Origin of the sequence: Microbacterium psychrotolerans (assembly GCF_031085295.1) — a bacterium.
Taxonomy (GTDB): Bacteria; Actinomycetota; Actinomycetes; order Actinomycetales; family Microbacteriaceae; genus Microbacterium; species Microbacterium psychrotolerans.
Map to the genome: position 1 here is coordinate 1 of NZ_JAVFWO010000005.1, position 18,428 is coordinate 18,428.

Consider the following 18,428-nt stretch of genomic DNA (forward strand, 5'->3'; position numbering starts at 1 on the left):
GTCTGGTTGGGGGCGGGGGGGGGGCGGGGGGGGGCGGCGCTGCGGGGGGGGTGTGTTTTGTTGGTGGGGGGGGGGGGGCGGGGGGGGGGGGGGGGGGGGCCGCCCCCCCCCCCCCGGGGGGGGGGGGGGGGCCCCCCCCCCCCCCACCGCCCCGACCGAGGCAGGAAGATGACCGCCACCGCCACCGCCATCCCCGTCCAGAAGATCCGCCGCGGAGAACGGCCCCCCTCCCGGAAGATCCGGCACCCGCTCGCGGAGCGGATCGCGCCCTACGTCTACATCGCGCCCTTCTTCGTGCTGTTCGCGATCTTCGGCCTGTTCCCGCTGCTCTTCACGTTCTACGTCGCGCTCTTCGACTGGAACCCGATCGGCGAGCAGACGTTCGTCGGGCTGGCGAACTTCGAGCGACTGGTGCAGGATCCGCGGTTCTGGAACGCGTTCGTCAACACCTTCGGCATCTTCCTGATCTCGACGATCCCGCAGCTGCTGCTGGCGCTCGGCCTCGCGCACCTGCTGAACCACGCGATGCTGAAGTTCGCGAACTTCTTCCGGATGGCCCTGCTGGTGCCCTACATCACCTCGGTCGCCGCGACCGCGCTGGTGTTCGCGCAGATCTTCGACAAGAACTTCGGGCTGATCAACTGGGTGCTCGGATGGTTCGGCATCGGCGAGGTCAACTTCCTCGCGTCGCAGGTCGGCTCGTGGATCGTGATCTCGTCGATGGTCATGTGGCGGTGGTTCGGGTACAACACCCTCCTCTACCTCGCCGGTCTCCAGGCGCTGCCGCGGGAGATGTACGAGGCCGCCTCGGTGGACGGGGCATCGAGCTGGCAGCAGTTCATCCACCTGACGATCCCGTCGCTGCGCCCGATCATCATCTTCACGGTCATCATGTCGACGATCGGCGGGCTGCAGATCTTCACCGAGCCCCTGCTGGTCGCCCCGGAATCGGGTCTCACCTGCGGCGGCGGCCGGCAGTGCCAGACGCTCGCGCTCTTCCTGTACGAGCAGGGCTTCGGACAGTTCGAATTCGGTTACGGCTCCGCCATCGGCGTCGCGCTGTTCGTCATCGTCGTCGTGGTCTCGCTGATCAACTTCTTCCTCACCACCCGCACCCGGAGGGCACGCTGATGTCCGATGTCATCGACCAGGCCATTCCGCAGACACCGGAAGAGGCGTTCGCACGACCGGAGAAGACGCCGTCGCGCCGCGGCGGACGCCTGGGCCGCGTGCCGTGGCCCGTGTACGCCATGCTCATCATCGCGGTCGTGATCAGCGTCTTCCCGCTGTACTACATGTTCGTGATCGCGTCGGTCGGGGCCTCCGCGGTCACCTCGATCCCGCCACGGCTGTACCCGGGATTCAACTTCTTCGAGATCGCCGGCAAGGTGTTCGAGACGGTCCCGTTCTTCCAGTCCCTGCTCAACAGCGTGATCGTGTCGCTCGCGATCGCGGTGATCGCCTCGCTGCTGTGCGCGCTCGCCGGATTCGCGTTCGCGAAGATGCACTTCCCCGGCCGCAATGCCCTGTTCCTGATCGTGCTGCTGACGATGACGGTGCCCGCGCAGCTCAGTGTCATTCCGCAGTACCTGATCATCTCGTGGCTCGACTGGGTCGACACGCTGCAGGCGATCATCGTCCCAGGGCTCGCCAGCGCGTTCGGCATCTTCTGGATGCGCCAGCACATGGCCACGACGCTGAGTGACGAGCTCATGCAGGCGGCGCGGATCGACGGGGCGAACAGCTGGCAGATCTTCTGGCGCATCGGCTTCCCCGTGGTGCGGCCGGCCGCCTTCGTGCTGGGCCTCATCACCTTCACCGCGGTGTGGAACGACTTCATGTGGCCGTTCATCGTGCTCAAGTCGCCGGAGCTCTTCACGGTTCAGATCGCACTCAAGCAGCTGCAGGCGAACCGCACCATCGACCTGGCGCTGACGATGGGCGGGTCCTTCATGGCGACGCTGCCGCTGCTGATCGTCTTCTTCTTCGTCGGACGGCGAATGGTCGCCGGGATCATGGACGGGGCGTTCAAGGGCTGATGAGCGCGCAAGCCGGCGTCATCGATCAGGGTCGATGGCGCGATACGACGCTGAGCGCACGCGAGCGCGCGCAGGCACTCGTCGACGAACTGACCCTCGAGGAGAAGGTCGCCCAGCTCGGCTCCGTCTGGCTGACGGATGCTGCCGACGACTTCGCCCCGACTCTGGAGGACGGTCTCGCGCCGGACGGCGCCGATCCCTTCGCCCACGGGCTCGGTCAGCTGACGCGCGTCTTCGGCACCGCGCCTGTGAGCGTGCGCGAAGGCGTCGCCCGACTGCGCGAGCTGCAGCATCGCGTCGTGGCGAGCCAGCGGCTCGGCATCCCGGCCCTCGTCCACGAGGAATGTCTGACGGGCCTCGCGACGTTCGGAGCGACGGCCTTCCCGACGCCGCTGGCGTGGGCGGCGACGTTCGACGAGGATCTCGTGCGCGACATGGCCCGGGCCATCGGCGACGACATGCGCGCGATCGGCGTGCATCAAGGGCTCGCGCCCGTTCTGGATGTCGTGCGCGACTACCGGTGGGGCCGTGTCGAGGAGACCCTCGGAGAAGACCCCTACGTGGTCGGGCAGATGGGCGCGGCGTACGTCGCGGGTCTGGAGGGCGCGGGCGTGGTCGCCACCCTCAAGCACTTCGCCGGATACGCGGCGTCGCGCGCCGCGCGCAATCACGGGCCGGTGAGCATGGGACCGCGAGAGTTCGCCGACACCGTCCTGCCGCCGTTCGAGACGGCGCTGCGCCAGGGCGGTGCGCGCAGCGTGATGACCTCGTACACCGATGTCGACGGCATCCCGAGCACCGCGAACCGGCAGCTGCTCGACGGTGTGCTGCGCACAGAGTGGGGCTTCGACGGGACCGTGGTCGCCGACTACTGGGCGGTGCCGTTCCTGGTGTCGATGCACCGCGTCGCCGCGGACGGCGCCGCGGCAGGCGCCCTCGCGCTCCGCGCCGGCGTCGACGTGGAGCTGCCCTCGACCGTCGCGTACGCCGCCCTGCCGCGCCTCGTGCGCGAGGGCGTCGTGGACGAGAGCGACATCGATCGCGCAGCGGTGCGCCACCTCCGCCACAAGATCGAAGCCGGCCTGCTCGATCGCGGGCCGGTCGTGCCCGACGGAGCGGAGGATGTGCTCCTGGACAGCCCACGCAACCGCGCCATCTCGGCCGCGCTCGCCGAGGAGTCGATCATCCTTCTGCGGGACGACGGGATGCTGCCGCTCACCGGTGCGCGGCGCATCGCGCTGATCGGTCCCGCCGCGACGGAGTACCGCAGTCTCCTGGGCTGCTACGCCTTCCCCAATCACGTGCTCACCAAGTACCCCGGACACGCGCCCGGTATCGACATCCCGACGATCGAAGACGCCGTGCGCGCCGAGTGGGGAGACGCCCGGGTCCGCTCGGAGCGCGGCTGCGAGATCGTCGGCGACGCGGGGGTGCGGATCGATGAAGCGGTCGCACTCGCCCGCCACAGCGACGTCGCGGTGCTCGTCGTCGGCGATGTCGCCGGCCTCTTCGGGGCCGGGACCTCCGGCGAGGGGTGCGACGCGCCGCACCTGCGGCTGCCGGGACGTCAGGACGATCTGGTCCGTGCGGTGCTGGCGACCGGGACACCCACCGTGCTCGTCGTCGTCTCGGGGCGCCCCTACGCGCTGGGCGACTACGCCGAGGCGGGAGCGATCGTGCAGGCGTTCTTCCCGGGTGCGGACGGTGCAGCGGCCGTCGCGGGCGTGCTCTCCGGCCGCATCGCGCCCAGCGGGCGGCTTCCCGTCCAGATCCCGCGCTCTGCCGAGGCGACCGGCACCTACCTGCAGCCGCCTCTCGGACGGCACAACCGCGGCATCACCGTCGCCGACCCCACGCCGCTCTTCCCGTTCGGCCACGGCGTGACGCCGGGCCGGATCGTCTACGAGAGCATCGAGACGCCGGCGGTGCTGTCCACCGGCGGCGCCGCGGAGGTGGCGGTCGTCGTGCGCAACGACGGTGCGGATGCGATCGAGGTCGTGCAGCTGTATGCGTCCTTCCCGTCCGGTCCGATCGTCCGCCCCGACGTCCAGCTGGTGGGTTTCGCGCGCATCCCGGTGCCCGCCGGGGCGCGACGCACCGTACGGTTCACCCTCGAGGCCGCCCGGCTCGCGGCGACGGGCCCGGACAGCAGGCTCGCCGTCGAGCCCGGCGTCGCGGTACTCTCGGCCGGCCCTTCGGCGGCGGAGCGTCCGGCAGAGACGCGTGTGCGTCTGGCGGGGCCTCGGCGCGTCCTGCTGGCCCGCGCCGGGCGGACAGCATGGGATGTAGACGCGACCGAAGCGAAGGAGACAGCATGACGCAGGCGCGGGGAATCCGGGTCCTGGTGTGGGGCGAGAACCACCATGAGAAGCACGATGAGGTGCCACGCCGCCTGTACCCGGACAGCATGCACGAGACGATCGCCGCCGGGCTGCGCTCCCTCCTCGGCCCCGACATCGTCGTCGACACGGCGACGCTCGACGATCCGGAGCACGGCCTGAGCGCCGAGCGACTGGAGCAGACCGATGTGCTCTTCTGGTGGGGGCACGTGCGACACGACGCCGTCGACGACGCCGTGGTGGAGCGGGTGCATCGCGCGGTCCTCGCCGGCATGGGACTGGTGGTGCTCCACTCCGGGCACTTCTCCAAGATCTTCATCCGCCTGATGGGAACGACGTGCAGCCTCCGATGGCGCCAGGGGGATGACCGCGAACTGGTGTGGACGGTATCGCCCACCCATCCGATCGCCGCCGGCGTGCCGCATCCGATCGTCATCCCCGCACAGGAGATGTACGGAGAGTTCTTCGACGTGCCCGCCCCCGACGAACTGGTGTTCGTCTCGAGCTTCAGCGGAGGAGAGGTGTTCCGGTCGGGCATGACGTTCTCTCGCGGGCGCGGGCGCATCTTCTACTTCTCTCCGGGCGATCAGGACTATCCCGTCTATCACCAGCCGGAGATCCAGCGGGTGCTCGCCAATGCGGCCGGATGGGCGTTCCAGGACCGGCCCCGTGACCTTCCGCACCTGGCGATGCACCGCACGGGCGAGTTCGACACGCCTCGCGAGTGGAACGGCGAGGCGCTGGCATGAGAGAAGTCGTCCTCGTCGGCGCGGGAGGGATGGGCCGCGCCTGGATGGATGTGATCGAGCGACGCCCCGATCTGCGCGTGAGCGCGGTCGTGGACGTCTCGGTCGCCGCCGCGCAAGCGGCGGCCCGCGAGCGGGGCTGGGACGTCCCGTGCGTCGCCACGGTCGCCGAGGCGTTCGCCACAGTGGAGCCGCCGAGCATGCTGCTCAACGTCACGATCCCGGAGGCTCACCGGGGGGTCAGCGAAGCGGCACTGCACGCCGGAGTGCCCGTGCTCAGCGAGAAGCCGGTGACCCCGACGGTCGCGGACGCCCTCGCCCTCGCCGCCGTGAGCGAGCGCCTGGGGGTCCTTCTCGCGACGAGCCAGTCTCGGCGTCACCTGGCGGGCCTGCGCGCGTTCCGCGACGCCGTGGCGGCGTACGGCGGCGCGGCCCAGCTGGACGCCGCGTTCTTCCAGAATCCGCGCTTCGGCGGTTTCCGCGACGAGATGGACTCGCCGCTGCTCATCGACATGGCCATCCACACGTTCGATCAGGCGCGCTACGTCCTGGGCAGCGAGCCGGCGTCCGTCTACTGCGAGGAGTTCTCGCCGCCGTGGAGCTGGTACCGCGGCGGTGCCGCCGCCCAGGCGATCTTCCGTTTCGCCGACGGCGCGAGGTTCGCGTACTCCGGAAGCTGGTGCGCCGACGGCCTGACGACGTCGTGGAACGGCGCGTGGCGCGCGAGCGCGGCGGCAGGCTCGGTCGAGTGGGACGGCGAGCAGGCCGTCCGCGCGCAGGACGCCCATGGCGCCGCGCGGACGCTGCGGCCCGTCGAGCAGGCGGAAGGTCTCGACGCCGCGCTTGCCGAGTTCCTGCAGGCGCTGGACGGCGGACCGACGCCGTCGGGCGAGATCCACGCCAACATCTGGAGCCTCGCGATGGTGGAAGCGTCCGTCGCGTCCGCGCGATCCGGCGCCCCGGTGCTCCTCGACGACGTGTTCGCGCGCGCGGCGGAGACATGCGTGACCGAGGCGCGCAGCAATGGTGACGACGCCACAGCCGACCTCGTTGCGTCCTGGGGCGGCGCCCCACCCCGCTGACGTCGGACCGCGCCTCGTGACGCTCAGTCGTCCGCCCGCAGGTGCACCACGGCGGCGCGCTCCGGGTGGAAGGTGGGGAACTCCAGACCGACGCGGCTGAGGAGGCTGCCGCTGAGGACGGGAGCAGGACCGCCCTCGTCGAGACCCGGTGCCTTCAGCCATCCCGGCACCTGCCACGGAGGCCCGAGCGACTCCGGCGCGTCCACGGTGATGCGGTAGCGGCGTTCGGGATCGAGGCCGGTGAGCCGCACGCGCGCCAGGGTGTCCGCGCTGGTCGCGGGCGTGACGATCGTGTACAGGGCCTCCGCACCGTCCTGCGCGACGACTCCTCGCACCGCGGGCGCGGACGGGTCGGCGGGCCCGCCGACGGCGCGCCCCGTCGAGATGAGACGTCGGTGCCTGCGGTACAGCGAGATCCAGGACGAGAGCGACTCCCGATCGGCTTGCTCGAGGCCCCGGATGTCCCACTCGATCCCGAAGTGGCCGAGCAGCGCGACCGCGCATCGGTAGTGCAGGCTGGAGGTGCGCCCTGTCGTGCTGGACACCGCGGACGCGACGTGCGAGCCCATCATCTCGGGCGGCACCAGAAGCCCGGTCCACCGCAGGATGTGGAACCTGTCGATCGGGTCGTGGCTGTCCGAGGGATGGATGCGGTCGGTGCGCTCGAGGATGCCGAGATCGACGCGTCCGCCGCCCGAGGCGCAGCTCTCGATCTCGAGGTCGGGGTGGCGGGCGCGCAGCTCGTCGATGAGGCGGTAGACGGCAAGGGTCTGCTCGTGCACGGCGGGAGCGCCGCTCGCGGGGTGGCCGGCCTCGACGAGGTCCCGGTTGTGGTCCCACTTCAGATAGCTCACGTCGATCGAGGTGACGAGGTCGTCGAGCCGTTCCAGGATGTGGGCGTAGGCCTCGGGGTGCGTCAGATCGAGCACCTGCTGGAACCGGTAGCGTGGCGGAAGCTCGGGCCGGGCGCGGAGGATCCAGTCGGGGTGGGCGCGCGCGAGGTCGGAGTCCTCGTTGATCATCTCGGGTTCCACCCAGAGCCCGAACTCCATGCCGAGCCGGCGTACGCGGTCGGCCAACGGCCGCAGGCCGTCGGGCCAGCCCACCGGGTCGGGCGTCCAGTCGCCCAGCCCCGAGCGATCGTCGCGGCGGCCGCGGAACCAGCCGTCGTCGAGCACGTACCGCTCCACGCCGAGTTCGGCCCCGCGTTCGGCGAGATCGATGAGCGTCGCCGGGTCCTGGTCGAAGTACACCGCCTCCCAGACGTTGAGTGTGACCGGGCGCTCCCGCCGCGATGAGCGCGACAGGGCGCGCAGGTGGTCGTGATAGCGCGCCGCCGCACTGTCGAGGCCGTCGCCGTAGCTGCCGTAGACCCAGGGCGTGGTGTATTCGTCACCCGTCGCGAGCCTGATCTCTCCGGGCAGCAGCAGTTCGCCGCCCCGGAAGGCGAGGAAGCCGTCACCACGCTCGATGGCGTGCTCGTGGTTCCCGCTGAAGCCCACGTGACAGACCCACACCTCGCCGGCGTCCGACCCGAACCCGGGAACGCCGGCGGCGACGACCGTCGTGGCGTCCAGGCCCGTGCGTCCACGCCGGGAGGGCCGGGTGTGCAGGCCGCGGACGATCGGATGCCGCTGAGGGATCCGCTCGTGCGCCCAGCGCCCGGAGAAGTCGAGGATCTCGCCCGCACGAAGCGGCAGGGGCAGCGACAGCATCACCTCGGCGATCTCGAGCGGGGCCTCGTCCTGGCCGGTATTGCGGACGAGAGCACGCGTTCGCAGCAGCCCAGCCGGGCTGAGATCGATCTCCACACGCAGATCGATCCCGCCCCAGTCGTCGCGTGCATCGATGATGACGGTGTCCGCACCGCTGGTCGTCACACCCGTTTCGGCGGTGCCGCCGCCGACTCGGAGCGGCGTGGCACGGAAGCGAGGGGCCCAGGCCGAACCCGCTCGATGCGCGCTCAGCCCGGGCCGGCCGAACCAGCCGCGACTGTGTTCAGGCAGGATGCTCGCCTGGTAGGGAACGTCCGAATCAGCGGAAAGACCTGGCCTTTCCTCGGCGGTGACGAACGCGTGGAGGTCATCCGCGCTCGCGGCGATGCGAGCGCCCCAGTGGGCGATCCGGGGCAGGCTCGCTCCCTGCTGGGCCACCACGAGCGAAACGTCGCCGGCCGACAGGTGGACGATGCGCACATCATTCATGCGACCCATTGTGGCGGGTGTGATGGCCTCGGGTACAGTCGGAGATCGATCTCACAGGAGTGGACCATGACCATCGATACCTCCACCGCCATCACCCTGGCTCCCGGGGCGGTGCGACTGACGCGCGGTGACGTCGACCGTCGCCGGCGGCGCAACCGCGACTATCTCGTCTCCCTCACCGAGCGCAACCTGGTGCAGAACCACCTCATCGAGGCGGGGATCGGCGACCAGCTGTGGCATCTGCATCCGTCGCGCGACGGGCATGGCGATCGTGGACTCGACCGTCACTGGGGGTGGGAGACGCCGGGGTCTCTCCTGCGCGGCCACTTCCTCGGCCACTGGATGTCGGCGGCCTCACGCGAGGTGGCGACGACGGGCGATGCCGTCCTCCGGGGCAAGCTCGACAACGTCATCCGCCTCCTGGCCGAGTGCCAGGAGGAGAACGGGGGCGCATGGGTCTTCGCCACACCGCGGTCGTTCCTGCGCCGGCTGGGGGAGGGGCGGGAGACCTGGGCGCCGCAGTATGCGATCCACAAGACCTTCATGGGCCTCGTCGACGTCTACCGCGACCTCGGTGACGAGCGCGCGCTCGCGATCGCGCATCGCGCCGCCGGGGAGATCGCCGCGTGGGCACGTGGCTTCGACAGGTCGCGGTTCCAGGAGATCCTCGACGTCGAGACGGGCGGGATGCTCGAGGTCTGGGCGGATCTGCTCGAGGCCACAGGCGACGTCCTCTATCGGGAGCTCCTCGATCGGTACTGGCACGCGTCGCTGTTCGATCCTCTGCTGGACGGCCTGGACGTGCTGACCAACATGCACGCCAACACGACGATCCCTGAGGTGCTCGGCGCCGCGCGCGCCTACGAGGTGACGCGGGACGAGCGCTGGCGGCGCGTCGTGGAGGCGTACTGGGAGTGGGCGGTCGTCCGCAGGGGCACTTTCTGCACGGGTGGGCAGACGTCGGGTGAGATCTGGACCCCGCCGTTCGAGTTCGCCGCGCGCCGCGGATCGAAGACGCAGGAGCACTGCGTCGTGTACAACATGATCCGCCTGGCCGACGTGATGTTCCGCTGGAGCGGTGCCGCCGAGCCGCTCGATTACATGGAGACCAACCTCTACAACGGGCTGCTCGCTCAGCAGAACCCCGAGACGGGGATGGTGGCGTACTTCCTCCCGCTGGCGGGTGGGGGGCGCAAGGAATGGGGCGCGCCGACCGAGGACTTCTGGTGCTGTCACGGAACTCTCGTTCAGGCGCACACTCGTCACGCCCAGCTCGCGGTGTACGCCGGTGCGGACGGCGTCGTGACGGTGGCGCAGTACCTGTCGGTGCGCGCCGAGGCGGCCGCAGCCGGGCGTGCCGTCGGCATCGACATCCGACTTCTCGATGACGCCGGCTACGTCGGTCCGGACGCGAACGCCGGTCCCGGTGGCGACCGTCGCCGCCCACGAGCCCTGCGGACGCGCGTGACCGTGACTTCCGACGCGACCGATGCCGTGCGTCTGAGGCTTCGCGTGCCTGCGTGGACCGTCGGCGAACCCGGGGTCCGCACGTCCGCGCGATGGCGTCGGGAGGGCTCTTGGCTCGAGGTCGACCACGCGGGCGGGGAGACCTGCATCGACCTCGAGTTCCCGATGGCGCTGCGCGCGGTGCCGATTCCCGACGAGCCTTCGACCATCGCCTTCCTCGAGGGGCCGGTCGTCCTCGCCGGTCTCGTCGACCGCGAAGTCGCCCTTCACGGGGATGCCGGCGATCCCACCACGATGCTCGCGCCCGACGACGAGCGTCAATGGACGCAATGGCTCGTGCGGTATCGCTCGATCGGCCAGGATGCCGCCATCCGGTTCCTGCCGCTGCACGAGGTGACCGACCAGCGGTTCTCGATCTACTTCCCGGTGCGCCCGGTGGTCAGTCGCTGACCGCCGGCCGGGTGGACCCGCGCTCCACGAGCTCCGTCGGCATGACCACCGCCTCTGCCTCCACCGACTCGCCTGCCGCGGCGCGGGCCAGGATGTGCACCGCAGCGGCTGCCATCTCGCGGATCGGCTGGCGGATGGTCGTCAGCGGCGGATGCAGCCAGCGCGCGCCGCGCACGTCGTCGAAGCCGATGACGAGGACGTCTCGGGGGATGCTCCGCCCGCTGTCGGAGATCGCGCGGTAGGCACCCGCCGCCATCTCGTCAGAACACGCGAACACGCCGATCGGGCCTTCGCCGCCGAGCTCTGAGAGTGCGCGCGCGCAGGCGCGTCGGGCGTCCCATGCGCTCCAGTCGGCGCTCGTCCGCACGAACTCGGCGTCCGGGGCGACCCTCTGCAGCGCGCTCGCGAAGCCCTCGACGCGCGCGCGGCCGTAACGGTAGGAGGGGGCGCCTCCGATGACGATGAATCGGCGTGCGCCGCGCTCGACGAGGTGCTCGGCGGCGGCCTCGCCCCCGGCGCGATCAGTGGTCCGCACGCTCGGAAGCGGGCGGGACGCCTCGGAGGGCGGCTCCATCAGCACGAGCGGGATGCCGGCGCGGCGCATCGCGGCGATCTGGGTGCTGGTCGGCACGATGAGTCCCACGATGACTCCGGCGGAGCCGCGCGACCGGATCCGCTCGGGCCAGTCCTGGGCGGGATCCTCCCGCTCGCCCGTGAGTACGAGATCGAACCCGAGCTGCGACGCGGTCGTGCGCGCGCCGGCGGTGATCTCCTCGGTGTACGGGTCATGGAAGTGACCGAGCACGAGATCGAACATCAGCGACGTGCCGCGGCGCGGACGTCCCCGCACCTGCCCGGCGGGCCGGTATCCGAGCTCGGTCGCCGATCGCAGCACGCGTGCGCGGGTCTCGGCGGCCATCTCGCCGCGCGCGCGAAGGGCTCGGGACGCGGTGGCGATGCTCACCCCGGCACGCTCGGCCACGGCTGTGAGGGTGACGCGATCTCCGGTGGGCATGACTCCCATTTTGCGCAAATTGCGTTCGCCCGGCAACGCCTCGGTGGCATCGTTTGTCGACGTTGCACCTGCCCGTCGATGTGGAGGGATGAAGTCGATGACGACGACACCGCGAACCGGACCGGCCGGAGCCCGCTGCACGGGCCGCCGGCACGGCATCGCACGCACCGAGGTCCGGCCGTGAGCGCGCGGCGCGCCCTCATCGTCCGTGGTGGCGGCGAAGGGCATCGGCCCATCGAGGCGACCGAGATGTTCCGGTCGTTCCTCGACGACCACGGCTTCGACGTCAGGGTGGAGGAGTCCCACGCGATCTACGCCGACCGTGAGGAGATGGCGCGCATCGATCTGGTCGTGCAGTGCGTGACCGGCTGCGAGATCTCCGACGACGCGCTGCGCGGACTCCGCGAGGCGGTCGAGCGGGGCACCGGGCTCGCCGGCTGGCACCGTGGCATCGCCGATTCCTATCGCAACAGCTCGGACTACCTGCAGCTGATCGGTGGCCAGCTCGCCACGCATCCGGCACCCGGCGCCGGTGCCCAGGACCAGGACGGCCCGGACGAGACGGTCTGCTACACCGTCGACGTGACGGACATCGGCCGCTCGCACGAGATCATGTCGGGACTCGAGGACTTCACGCTGCGTACCGAGCAGTACTGGGTGCTCACGGACGACCTGAACGAGGTGCTCGCGACCAGCACGCTTCCCGTGCGGCCGCACCGACCGTGGCATCGGCCCGTCACCACGCCCGCGGTGTGGACGCGCGAGTGGGGGCAGGGCCGGGTCTTCGTCGCCGCGCCGGGCCACAATCTCCGGGTCCTGCGCGACGTCAGCGTGCGCACGATCATCGAGAGAGGCATGCTCTGGGCCAGCCGCGGCGCCGCCGCCTAGGCATCCGTCTTCGGCGCTGTACCGAGCGCCCGATCTCAGGCAACTCCGGCAGACCCCATCCGCTTCCGGGGGTCTGCACCCGGGTTCCGTTCATCCTTCTTTCGTAGCGTGGACTCGTCGCGCCGACCGGTCGCGGCCGCCGCCACCAGGTGCCGACGGACGGACGGGATCCGACGAATGACGACTGCGACGACGACCGACGGCTCGTGGCTGAGCACGCTCGCCGATGGGGCGGTCTCGCTCATGGACGTGATCGGACCGGCCGGCGCCGGCATCGCGATCGCGATGGAGAACCTGTTCCCGCCCCTGCCGAGCGAGGTGATCCTGCCGATGGCAGGGCTCGCCGCGAGCCGCGGCTCGTTCACCGTCGTCGAGGCCCTCGTGTGGACGACCGCCGGATCGGTGATCGGAGCGCTGCTGCTGTACGGCCTCGGTGCCTGGCTCGGCGTCGAACGGCTGCGCGCGATCGCGACGAAGGTGCCGCTGCTGAAGCCCGAGGACATCGACCGCACGGTCGCCTGGTTCCAGCGGCACGGCGGCAAGGCCGTGTTCTTCGGACGCATGATCCCGATCTTCCGCAGCCTCATCTCGATCCCCGCCGGCATCACGCGCATGCCGGTGTGGCGATTCGCCCTCCTGACGGCGGCGGGCAGCCTGCTGTGGAACTCGATCTTCGTGCTGTCGGGTTACTTCCTGGGGGAGTCCTGGCACATCGTCGAGCGGTACGCCGACATCCTGCAGTACGTCGTCATCGCCGTGGCGGCGGCCGCCGTCGTGTGGTTCGTCGCGGCCCGCGTGCGTGAGGCGCTCGCCGCGCACGATTCCCGCGACGGCCGCGGTGAGCCCGAGCTCGACTGAGCCCGAGGGCGTTCGGGCCCGCTCGGGCCAGGCCCAGGAACCGCGAAAGGGCATGTCTCCGCAGCACGCCGCGTGCGGAGATCCACCCTTGCGCGGTTCCCGAGGCGCGGACGCGGCTCGGAACCTGGGAGGACGCTCAGCCGGCCCATAGATGAGGCCCACGTAGACTGGGGCGGTGCCCGCAGCTCGCCTCCATCTCGTGCGCCACGGGGAGGTTCACAACCCCGCCCGCGTGCTCTACGGGCGACTCCCGGGATACGGCCTCAGTGCAGACGGCCGCCGGATGGCCCGGCAGGCGGCGGAGTACGTGAAGTCGCTCGACCGGCCCGTCTCGGCGCTGGTGTGCTCGCCGCTGCAGCGGACCCAGGAATCGGCCGAGCCGTTCGCCGAGATCTTCGGCATGGCGCCCGTCATCGACGAGCGCGTCATCGAGCCGACCAACGTCTTCGAGGGCAAGCGCATGGCGATCGCCATGATCAACCCGTGGAACTGGCGCCATCTTCGCAAGCCCGCGCTGCCGAGCTGGGGCGAGCCGTACGCGGATGTCGTCGGGCGCATGAACGCGGCGATGACCCACGCATGGGATGCCGTGGACTCGGGCGACATCGTCATCGTGTCGCACCAGCTCCCGATCTGGATCACCCACCTCGCGGTCGCCGGGCTGCCGCTGCGGCACGACCCCCGCGCGCGCCGCTGCGCGCTGTCGAGCGTGACCAGCTTCGAGATGGTCGACAAGAAGTGGACCGAGACCGCCTACGCCGAGCCGGCGTCGACGGCCGGCGCGGTGGATGTGGGGGCGGTATGACCCGTCGGCGGTCGCTGGGCGAGCGGAGCGGGACGAGGCGCAGGACGCGGGCGGCGGCATCCGCTCTCCTGGTCGTCGGACTGATCGCCGGTCTCGCCGCGTGCACGAGCGACCCGCTGGCCGACCAGTACCGGTCCGGTGACAACAAGGGCTTCGTCGCCGCCGACGGCTTCCGCGTGGTCGAGATCTCGGCCGACGAGCGCAGCGAGCCGGTCGACTTCGAGGGTGTGCTCGACACCGGCGGTACGACCTCCAGCGCCGACTACGCCGGCGACGTGCTCGTCGTGAACTTCTGGTACGCCGGCTGCGCGCCGTGCCGTGTCGAGGCCCCCGAGCTCGCGGCCGCCGACGCCTCATTCGAGGGGCAGGATGTCGCCTTCCTCGGCGTGAACCTGTACGACGGCGCCGAGGCGTCGCGCGCGTTCGCCGACACGTACGGCGTCTCGTACCCGAGCGCCCTGGCGACCGAGGACGGGTCCATCAAGCTCGCGTTCGCGGGGGAGAGCCCGCTCAACGCGGTCCCCGTCACCCTCGTGCTCGACAAGGAGGGCCGCGTCGCCGCGCGCCTGGTGGGGCAGATCGAGGACGCGTCGATCCTCGAGACCATCGTGCGCGAGACGCTGGAGGAGTCGTGAACCTGGGCGCGCTGGTCGCCGACGGGTCGCTGCTCATCGCGATCCCGATCGCGATCCTCGCCGGTGCCATCTCGTTCCTCTCGCCCTGCGTGCTTCCGCTGGTCCCCGGCTACCTCGGCTTCATCGGCGGTGCCGTGAGCCCGCGTCCCGCCCGGGTCGCGGTGGGCGCTTCCACAGGCACGGCGACCACCGACGGCTCGACGACCGGCGACGCCTCGGCGGCCGGGAGCACTGGGAATCCCGAGTCCGTCGACGCACCAGGTCGCGGGCGCCTCGTCCTCGGGGTGCTGCTGTTCATCGCCGGCTTCACCGTGGTCTTCGTCAGCATGGCGATGCTGGGCGGCACGCTCGGGCGCTTCCTCCTCGAGTACGCCGACCTCATCACGCGCGTGCTCGGTGTCGTCATCATCGCGATGGGGCTCGTCTTCATCGGCTGGTTCGGCAGGGCGCAGCGCATCACGAGACCGCAGGTGCGGGGCAACCTCGGGCTGATCGGCGCGCCGCTGTTGGGGATCGCGCTCGGCATCGGCTGGGCACCCTGCATCGGACCCACCCTCGCCGTCATCCTCACCATGGCGTTCGACTCCGGGTCGGCGGCGCGTGCGGCGCTGCTCGGCGTGGCGTACTCGCTGGGGCTCGGCATCCCGTTCCTCCTCCTCACACTCGGCTTCGGCTGGGCGACGCGCTCGGTGTCGTTCGTGCGCCGTCACATCCGCGTGGTGAATCTCATCGGCGGTGCGCTGCTCATCGTGCTCGGCCTCCTCATGGTGACCGGCGTGTGGACCGCTGTCATGGCCCAGCTCCAGGGGGTGTTCTCCAGTGTCCCGGCCCCGCTCTGACGCTCCGGAAGGCTCGGCGACCGATGGGGCGGACGTCTCCGACCCGGTCGAGGGGATGCTGCGTCCCGCCGATCACGCCGACTCCGCGGACGCCGCGGCCGCCCAGGAGGGCATCACCCAGCCCGCCCTCGGCGTCGTCGGCTGGCTCCGCTGGGGCTGGCGCCAGCTCACGTCCATGCGCACCGCGCTGGTGCTGCTGCTGCTCCTCGCGATCGCGGCGGTGCCCGGGTCGCTCGTGCCGCAGCGCAGCGCCGACCCCAACGGCGTGCGCCAGTACTTCGTCGACAACGCCGACCTCGCGCCGGTGCTCGACAAGCTGAGCCTGTTCGACGTGTACACGTCGCCGTGGTTCTCGGCGATCTACATCCTGCTGTTCATCTCGCTCGTCGGGTGCGTCATCCCGCGCACGAAGCACCACTACAAGGCGATGCGGGCACAGCCGCCGCGCACGCCTGCGCGCCTGTCGCGGCTGGAGGTGCACCGGTCCGAGATCCTCGAATGCCAGGACGAGTCGGATGCCGCGGCCGCCGCGGCGACGGCGGTCGAGGCCGCGCAGCAGCAGCTGCGCAAGGCCGGCTACCGCGTCGCGAGATACGACGGCGCCCGGTCGTTCTCGGTCTCGGCCGAGCGCGGCTACCTGCGGGAGACCGGCAACCTCGTCTTCCACGCGTCGCTCGTGGGCGTGCTGCTGGCCGTCGGCATCGGCGGGGGGTTCACCTACACCGGGCAGACCGTCATCATCGAAGGCCGCACGTGGGTCAACACGATGCTCGATTACACGTCGTTCAACCCCGGCCGGTTCGTGGACGAGGATGCCCTCACCCCGTACGCGCTCACGCTCGACGACTTCTCGCTGTCGTACGTGACCCCCGGCCAGCAGGGTGCGGGGCAGGCCGGCGACTTCGTCGCGCACCTCTCCACGCAGTTCCCCGACGCCGACCCTGGAACGGGCGAGGTACGGGTCAACCACCCGCTGCAGATCGCCGGCGACAAGGTCTACCTGATGGGCAACGGCTACGCGCCGACCATCACGATCCGCGACGATGCGGGCGATGTCGTGTTCTCCGAGCCCGTGCCGTTCCTGCCCCAGGACAACAACATGACGTCGCAGGGCGTCGTGAAGGTCCCGGACGGGCTGCGTGAGCAGGTGGGCCTGGTGGGCTTCTTCTATCCCACCGCCCAGGAGCTCTCCAACGGCGCGTTCACCTCGGTCTACGGCGACCTCGAGTATCCGATGCTCACCTTCTGGGTGTACGCCGGCGACCTCGGCATCGACGGCGGCATCCCGCGGTCGGTGTACACCCTCGACCCCGAGGGGATGACGCAGCTGGCCGGCGGCGATTCCGGCACGGAGTCGCTCGCGCTCAAGCCGGGCGAGACCGTGGACCTGCCCGACGGACTCGGCACCGTCACGTTCGAGAACGAGGCTCCCGAAGGCGCGGCAGGGTTCGAGGACTCGGTCAAGCGCTACGTGTCGCTGTCGGTCCACCGCGATGCCGCCGCCACCTGGGTGCTGTTGTTCGCAGTCCTCGCAACCGCGGGACTCCTGGCCGCGCTGTTCGTCCCGCGCCGGCGGATGTGGGTGAGGGCGACGCCGCAGGGGCACACCGTGCAGCTCGAGTACGCCGGCCTCGCCCGCGGCGAGGACCCCGCGCTCGAGGGTGCCGTCGCCCAGTTCGCGCAGCGGCACCTCGCGTCGCTCGCCGGCCGTGAATCCGGCGGCGACCGCCCCCTCCAGCCCCCTTCGACCCCCGACGTAGACTGAGGATCATGCCCGACGCCTCCCCTCTCACCCTCGACTCCGCCTCGGTGCTCCTGGTCTGGACGGCCATCGCGATCTACGCGCTCGCGTTCATCGCCTACGCGGTCGACCTGGCGCGTCGAGGCGCGGTCGCCGTAGAGGCGAAGGACGCCGCGGCCCAGACCGTGCGCAACCGTGAGCTCGTCGCAGCAGGCGCCGGCGGGGCGTCGCCGCGCACCGGGATCATCGAGCAGATGCGTGCGCAGGAGACGGCATCCGAGCGGGCGCTGAACGCCCCCGTCGGCAGCCGCGCGCGCCTGGTGTGGGCCCGTATCGGCACGTCGCTGACGGTGCTGGGCTTCCTGTTCCACCTCGGCGGAGACGTCACCCGGGGCATCGCCGCCGGCCGGGTGCCGTGGTCGAACATGTACGAGTTCGCCCTCACCGGAACCCTGCTGATCGTCGCGGTGTACCTGGGTGTTCTGTTCCGCTACGACCTGCGGTTCCTCGGCACCTTCATCACCGGTCTCGTCGTCGTGCTGCTGGGCGGCACGGCCATCTGGTTCTACACCGACATCGTGCCGCTGATGGACCCGCTGAAGTCCGTGTGGCTCGTCATCCACGTGTTCGTCGCATCGCTCGCGACCGCCTTGTTCGCGCTCGCCTTCGGCCTGTCGGTGCTGCAGCTGATGCAGGCGCGGCGAGAGGCGCGGATCTCCGCTGCGGCCCGCATCCAGGACGCCGACGCCCCCGCGGCGTCGACCGCCAAGACCGGGCCCGGATTCCTGCGGACGCTGCCGAGCGCCGAGGCGCTCGAGTCGCTCGCCTACCGGTTCGCGATCCTCGGCTTCATCTTCTGGACGTTCACCCTCATCGCCGGTTCCATCTGGGCCAACGACGCCTGGGGCCGGTACTGGGGCTTCGACACGAAGGAAGTGTGGACCTTCGTGATCTGGGTGCTCTACGCCGGCTACATCCACGCGCGAGCGACGCGCGGGTGGCGCGGCTCGCGTTCGGCCTGGCTGTCGATCATCGGCTTCACCGCCGTGATCTTCAACTTCACGATCGTGAACATGTTCTTCAAGGGCCTCCACGCCTACTCCGGCCTGAGCTGATCGGCTCCGGGCCGCTCACCGCCGCAGCCTCCTTCGGAACGACATTCCGTGAACGGAATGACCGAGGCTGAGCGCGAGCCGGGGCGGGTTCCCGGACGACGCGGCGTCTCGCCGCGATGACGAGCGCAGCTCCCGTCCAGGTCGGCGACACTCTCGAGCGAGCGGAACACCGCCCCGATGCGCTCGCGCTCGGCACCGTGCGATC

At 70.7% G+C, this 18,428-nt stretch carries 15 protein-coding genes; 13 read left to right on the plus strand and 2 right to left on the minus strand.

Features of this window, described 5'->3' with window-relative positions:
* The first annotated feature begins 168 nt into the window (after positions 1-168).
* The 5 genes from Q9R08_RS15850 to Q9R08_RS15870 are packed head-to-tail and all read left to right on the plus strand — an operon-like array spanning position 169 to position 6,206.
* Positions 169-1,131: a carbohydrate ABC transporter permease gene (locus Q9R08_RS15850; RefSeq protein WP_308869114.1), complete on the plus strand. Its 963-nt coding sequence runs from the start codon at positions 169-171 to the stop codon at positions 1,129-1,131.
* A complete protein-coding gene (locus Q9R08_RS15855) occupies positions 1,131-2,039 on the plus strand; it encodes a carbohydrate ABC transporter permease (RefSeq protein ID WP_308869115.1) in 909 nt (302 codons plus the stop codon). The genes Q9R08_RS15850 and Q9R08_RS15855 overlap by 1 nt, the downstream gene beginning before the upstream one ends.
* On the plus strand, positions 2,039-4,357 hold the full coding sequence (locus tag Q9R08_RS15860; RefSeq protein WP_308869116.1) for a beta-glucosidase family protein: 2,319 nt from the start codon (positions 2,039-2,041) through the stop codon (positions 4,355-4,357). Before Q9R08_RS15855 ends, Q9R08_RS15860 begins: the two co-directional genes overlap by 1 nt.
* On the plus strand, positions 4,354-5,127 hold the full coding sequence (locus Q9R08_RS15865; RefSeq protein WP_308869117.1) for a ThuA domain-containing protein: 774 nt from the start codon (positions 4,354-4,356) through the stop codon (positions 5,125-5,127). Before Q9R08_RS15860 ends, Q9R08_RS15865 begins: the two co-directional genes overlap by 4 nt.
* Positions 5,124-6,206 (plus strand): Gfo/Idh/MocA family protein, encoded by a 1,083-nt coding sequence (locus tag Q9R08_RS15870; protein ID WP_308869118.1) that lies wholly within the window; start codon positions 5,124-5,126, stop codon positions 6,204-6,206. Before Q9R08_RS15865 ends, Q9R08_RS15870 begins: the two co-directional genes overlap by 4 nt.
* A 23-nt stretch (positions 6,207-6,229) precedes the next feature.
* Here the strand turns inward: Q9R08_RS15870 and Q9R08_RS15875 are convergent, their stop codons facing one another.
* On the minus strand, positions 6,230-8,410 hold the full coding sequence (locus Q9R08_RS15875; protein ID WP_308869119.1) for an alpha-galactosidase: 2,181 nt from the start codon (positions 8,408-8,410) through the stop codon (positions 6,230-6,232).
* A gap of 66 nt (positions 8,411-8,476) precedes the next feature.
* On the opposite strand from Q9R08_RS15875, the gene Q9R08_RS15880 reads away from it, so the two are divergent.
* On the plus strand, positions 8,477-10,327 hold the full coding sequence (locus Q9R08_RS15880) for a beta-L-arabinofuranosidase domain-containing protein (protein ID WP_308869120.1): 1,851 nt from the start codon (positions 8,477-8,479) through the stop codon (positions 10,325-10,327).
* On the opposite strand, the gene Q9R08_RS15885 is transcribed toward Q9R08_RS15880, so the two are convergent.
* Positions 10,317-11,342 carry a LacI family DNA-binding transcriptional regulator gene (locus Q9R08_RS15885; RefSeq protein ID WP_308869121.1) on the minus strand — a complete coding sequence of 342 codons (1,026 nt, stop codon included), beginning with the start codon at positions 11,340-11,342 and terminating at the stop codon, positions 10,317-10,319. The genes Q9R08_RS15880 and Q9R08_RS15885 overlap by 11 nt on opposite strands.
* A gap of 180 nt (positions 11,343-11,522) precedes the next feature.
* On the opposite strand from Q9R08_RS15885, the gene Q9R08_RS15890 reads away from it, so the two are divergent.
* The 7 genes from Q9R08_RS15890 to ccsB all read left to right on the plus strand — a co-directional run bounded on the left by Q9R08_RS15890 (position 11,523) and on the right by ccsB (position 18,223).
* Positions 11,523-12,230, plus strand: a complete 708-nt coding sequence (locus tag Q9R08_RS15890) for a ThuA domain-containing protein (protein ID WP_308869122.1) — start codon at positions 11,523-11,525, stop codon at positions 12,228-12,230.
* 177 nt (positions 12,231-12,407) lie between these two features.
* Positions 12,408-13,088, plus strand: a complete 681-nt coding sequence (locus tag Q9R08_RS15895) for a DedA family protein (protein ID WP_308869123.1) — start codon at positions 12,408-12,410, stop codon at positions 13,086-13,088.
* A 175-nt stretch (positions 13,089-13,263) separates the two neighbouring features.
* On the plus strand, positions 13,264-13,893 hold the full coding sequence (locus Q9R08_RS15900; protein ID WP_308869124.1) for a histidine phosphatase family protein: 630 nt from the start codon (positions 13,264-13,266) through the stop codon (positions 13,891-13,893).
* The gene (locus tag Q9R08_RS15905; protein ID WP_308869125.1) at positions 13,890-14,528 is read left to right on the plus strand and encodes a TlpA family protein disulfide reductase; all 639 of its coding nucleotides are present in this window, start codon (positions 13,890-13,892) and stop codon (positions 14,526-14,528) included. The genes Q9R08_RS15900 and Q9R08_RS15905 overlap by 4 nt, the downstream gene beginning before the upstream one ends.
* A complete protein-coding gene (locus Q9R08_RS15910) occupies positions 14,525-15,367 on the plus strand; it encodes a cytochrome c biogenesis CcdA family protein (protein ID WP_308869126.1) in 843 nt (280 codons plus the stop codon). The genes Q9R08_RS15905 and Q9R08_RS15910 overlap by 4 nt, the downstream gene beginning before the upstream one ends.
* Positions 15,348-17,132: a cytochrome c biogenesis protein ResB gene (gene resB / locus Q9R08_RS15915; RefSeq protein ID WP_418001361.1), complete on the plus strand. Its 1,785-nt coding sequence runs from the start codon at positions 15,348-15,350 to the stop codon at positions 17,130-17,132. The genes Q9R08_RS15910 and resB overlap by 20 nt, the downstream gene beginning before the upstream one ends.
* A gap of 5 nt (positions 17,133-17,137) precedes the next feature.
* A complete protein-coding gene (ccsB, locus tag Q9R08_RS15920; RefSeq protein ID WP_308869127.1) occupies positions 17,138-18,223 on the plus strand; it encodes a c-type cytochrome biogenesis protein CcsB in 1,086 nt (361 codons plus the stop codon).
* The last annotated feature ends 205 nt before the right edge of the window (positions 18,224-18,428 follow it).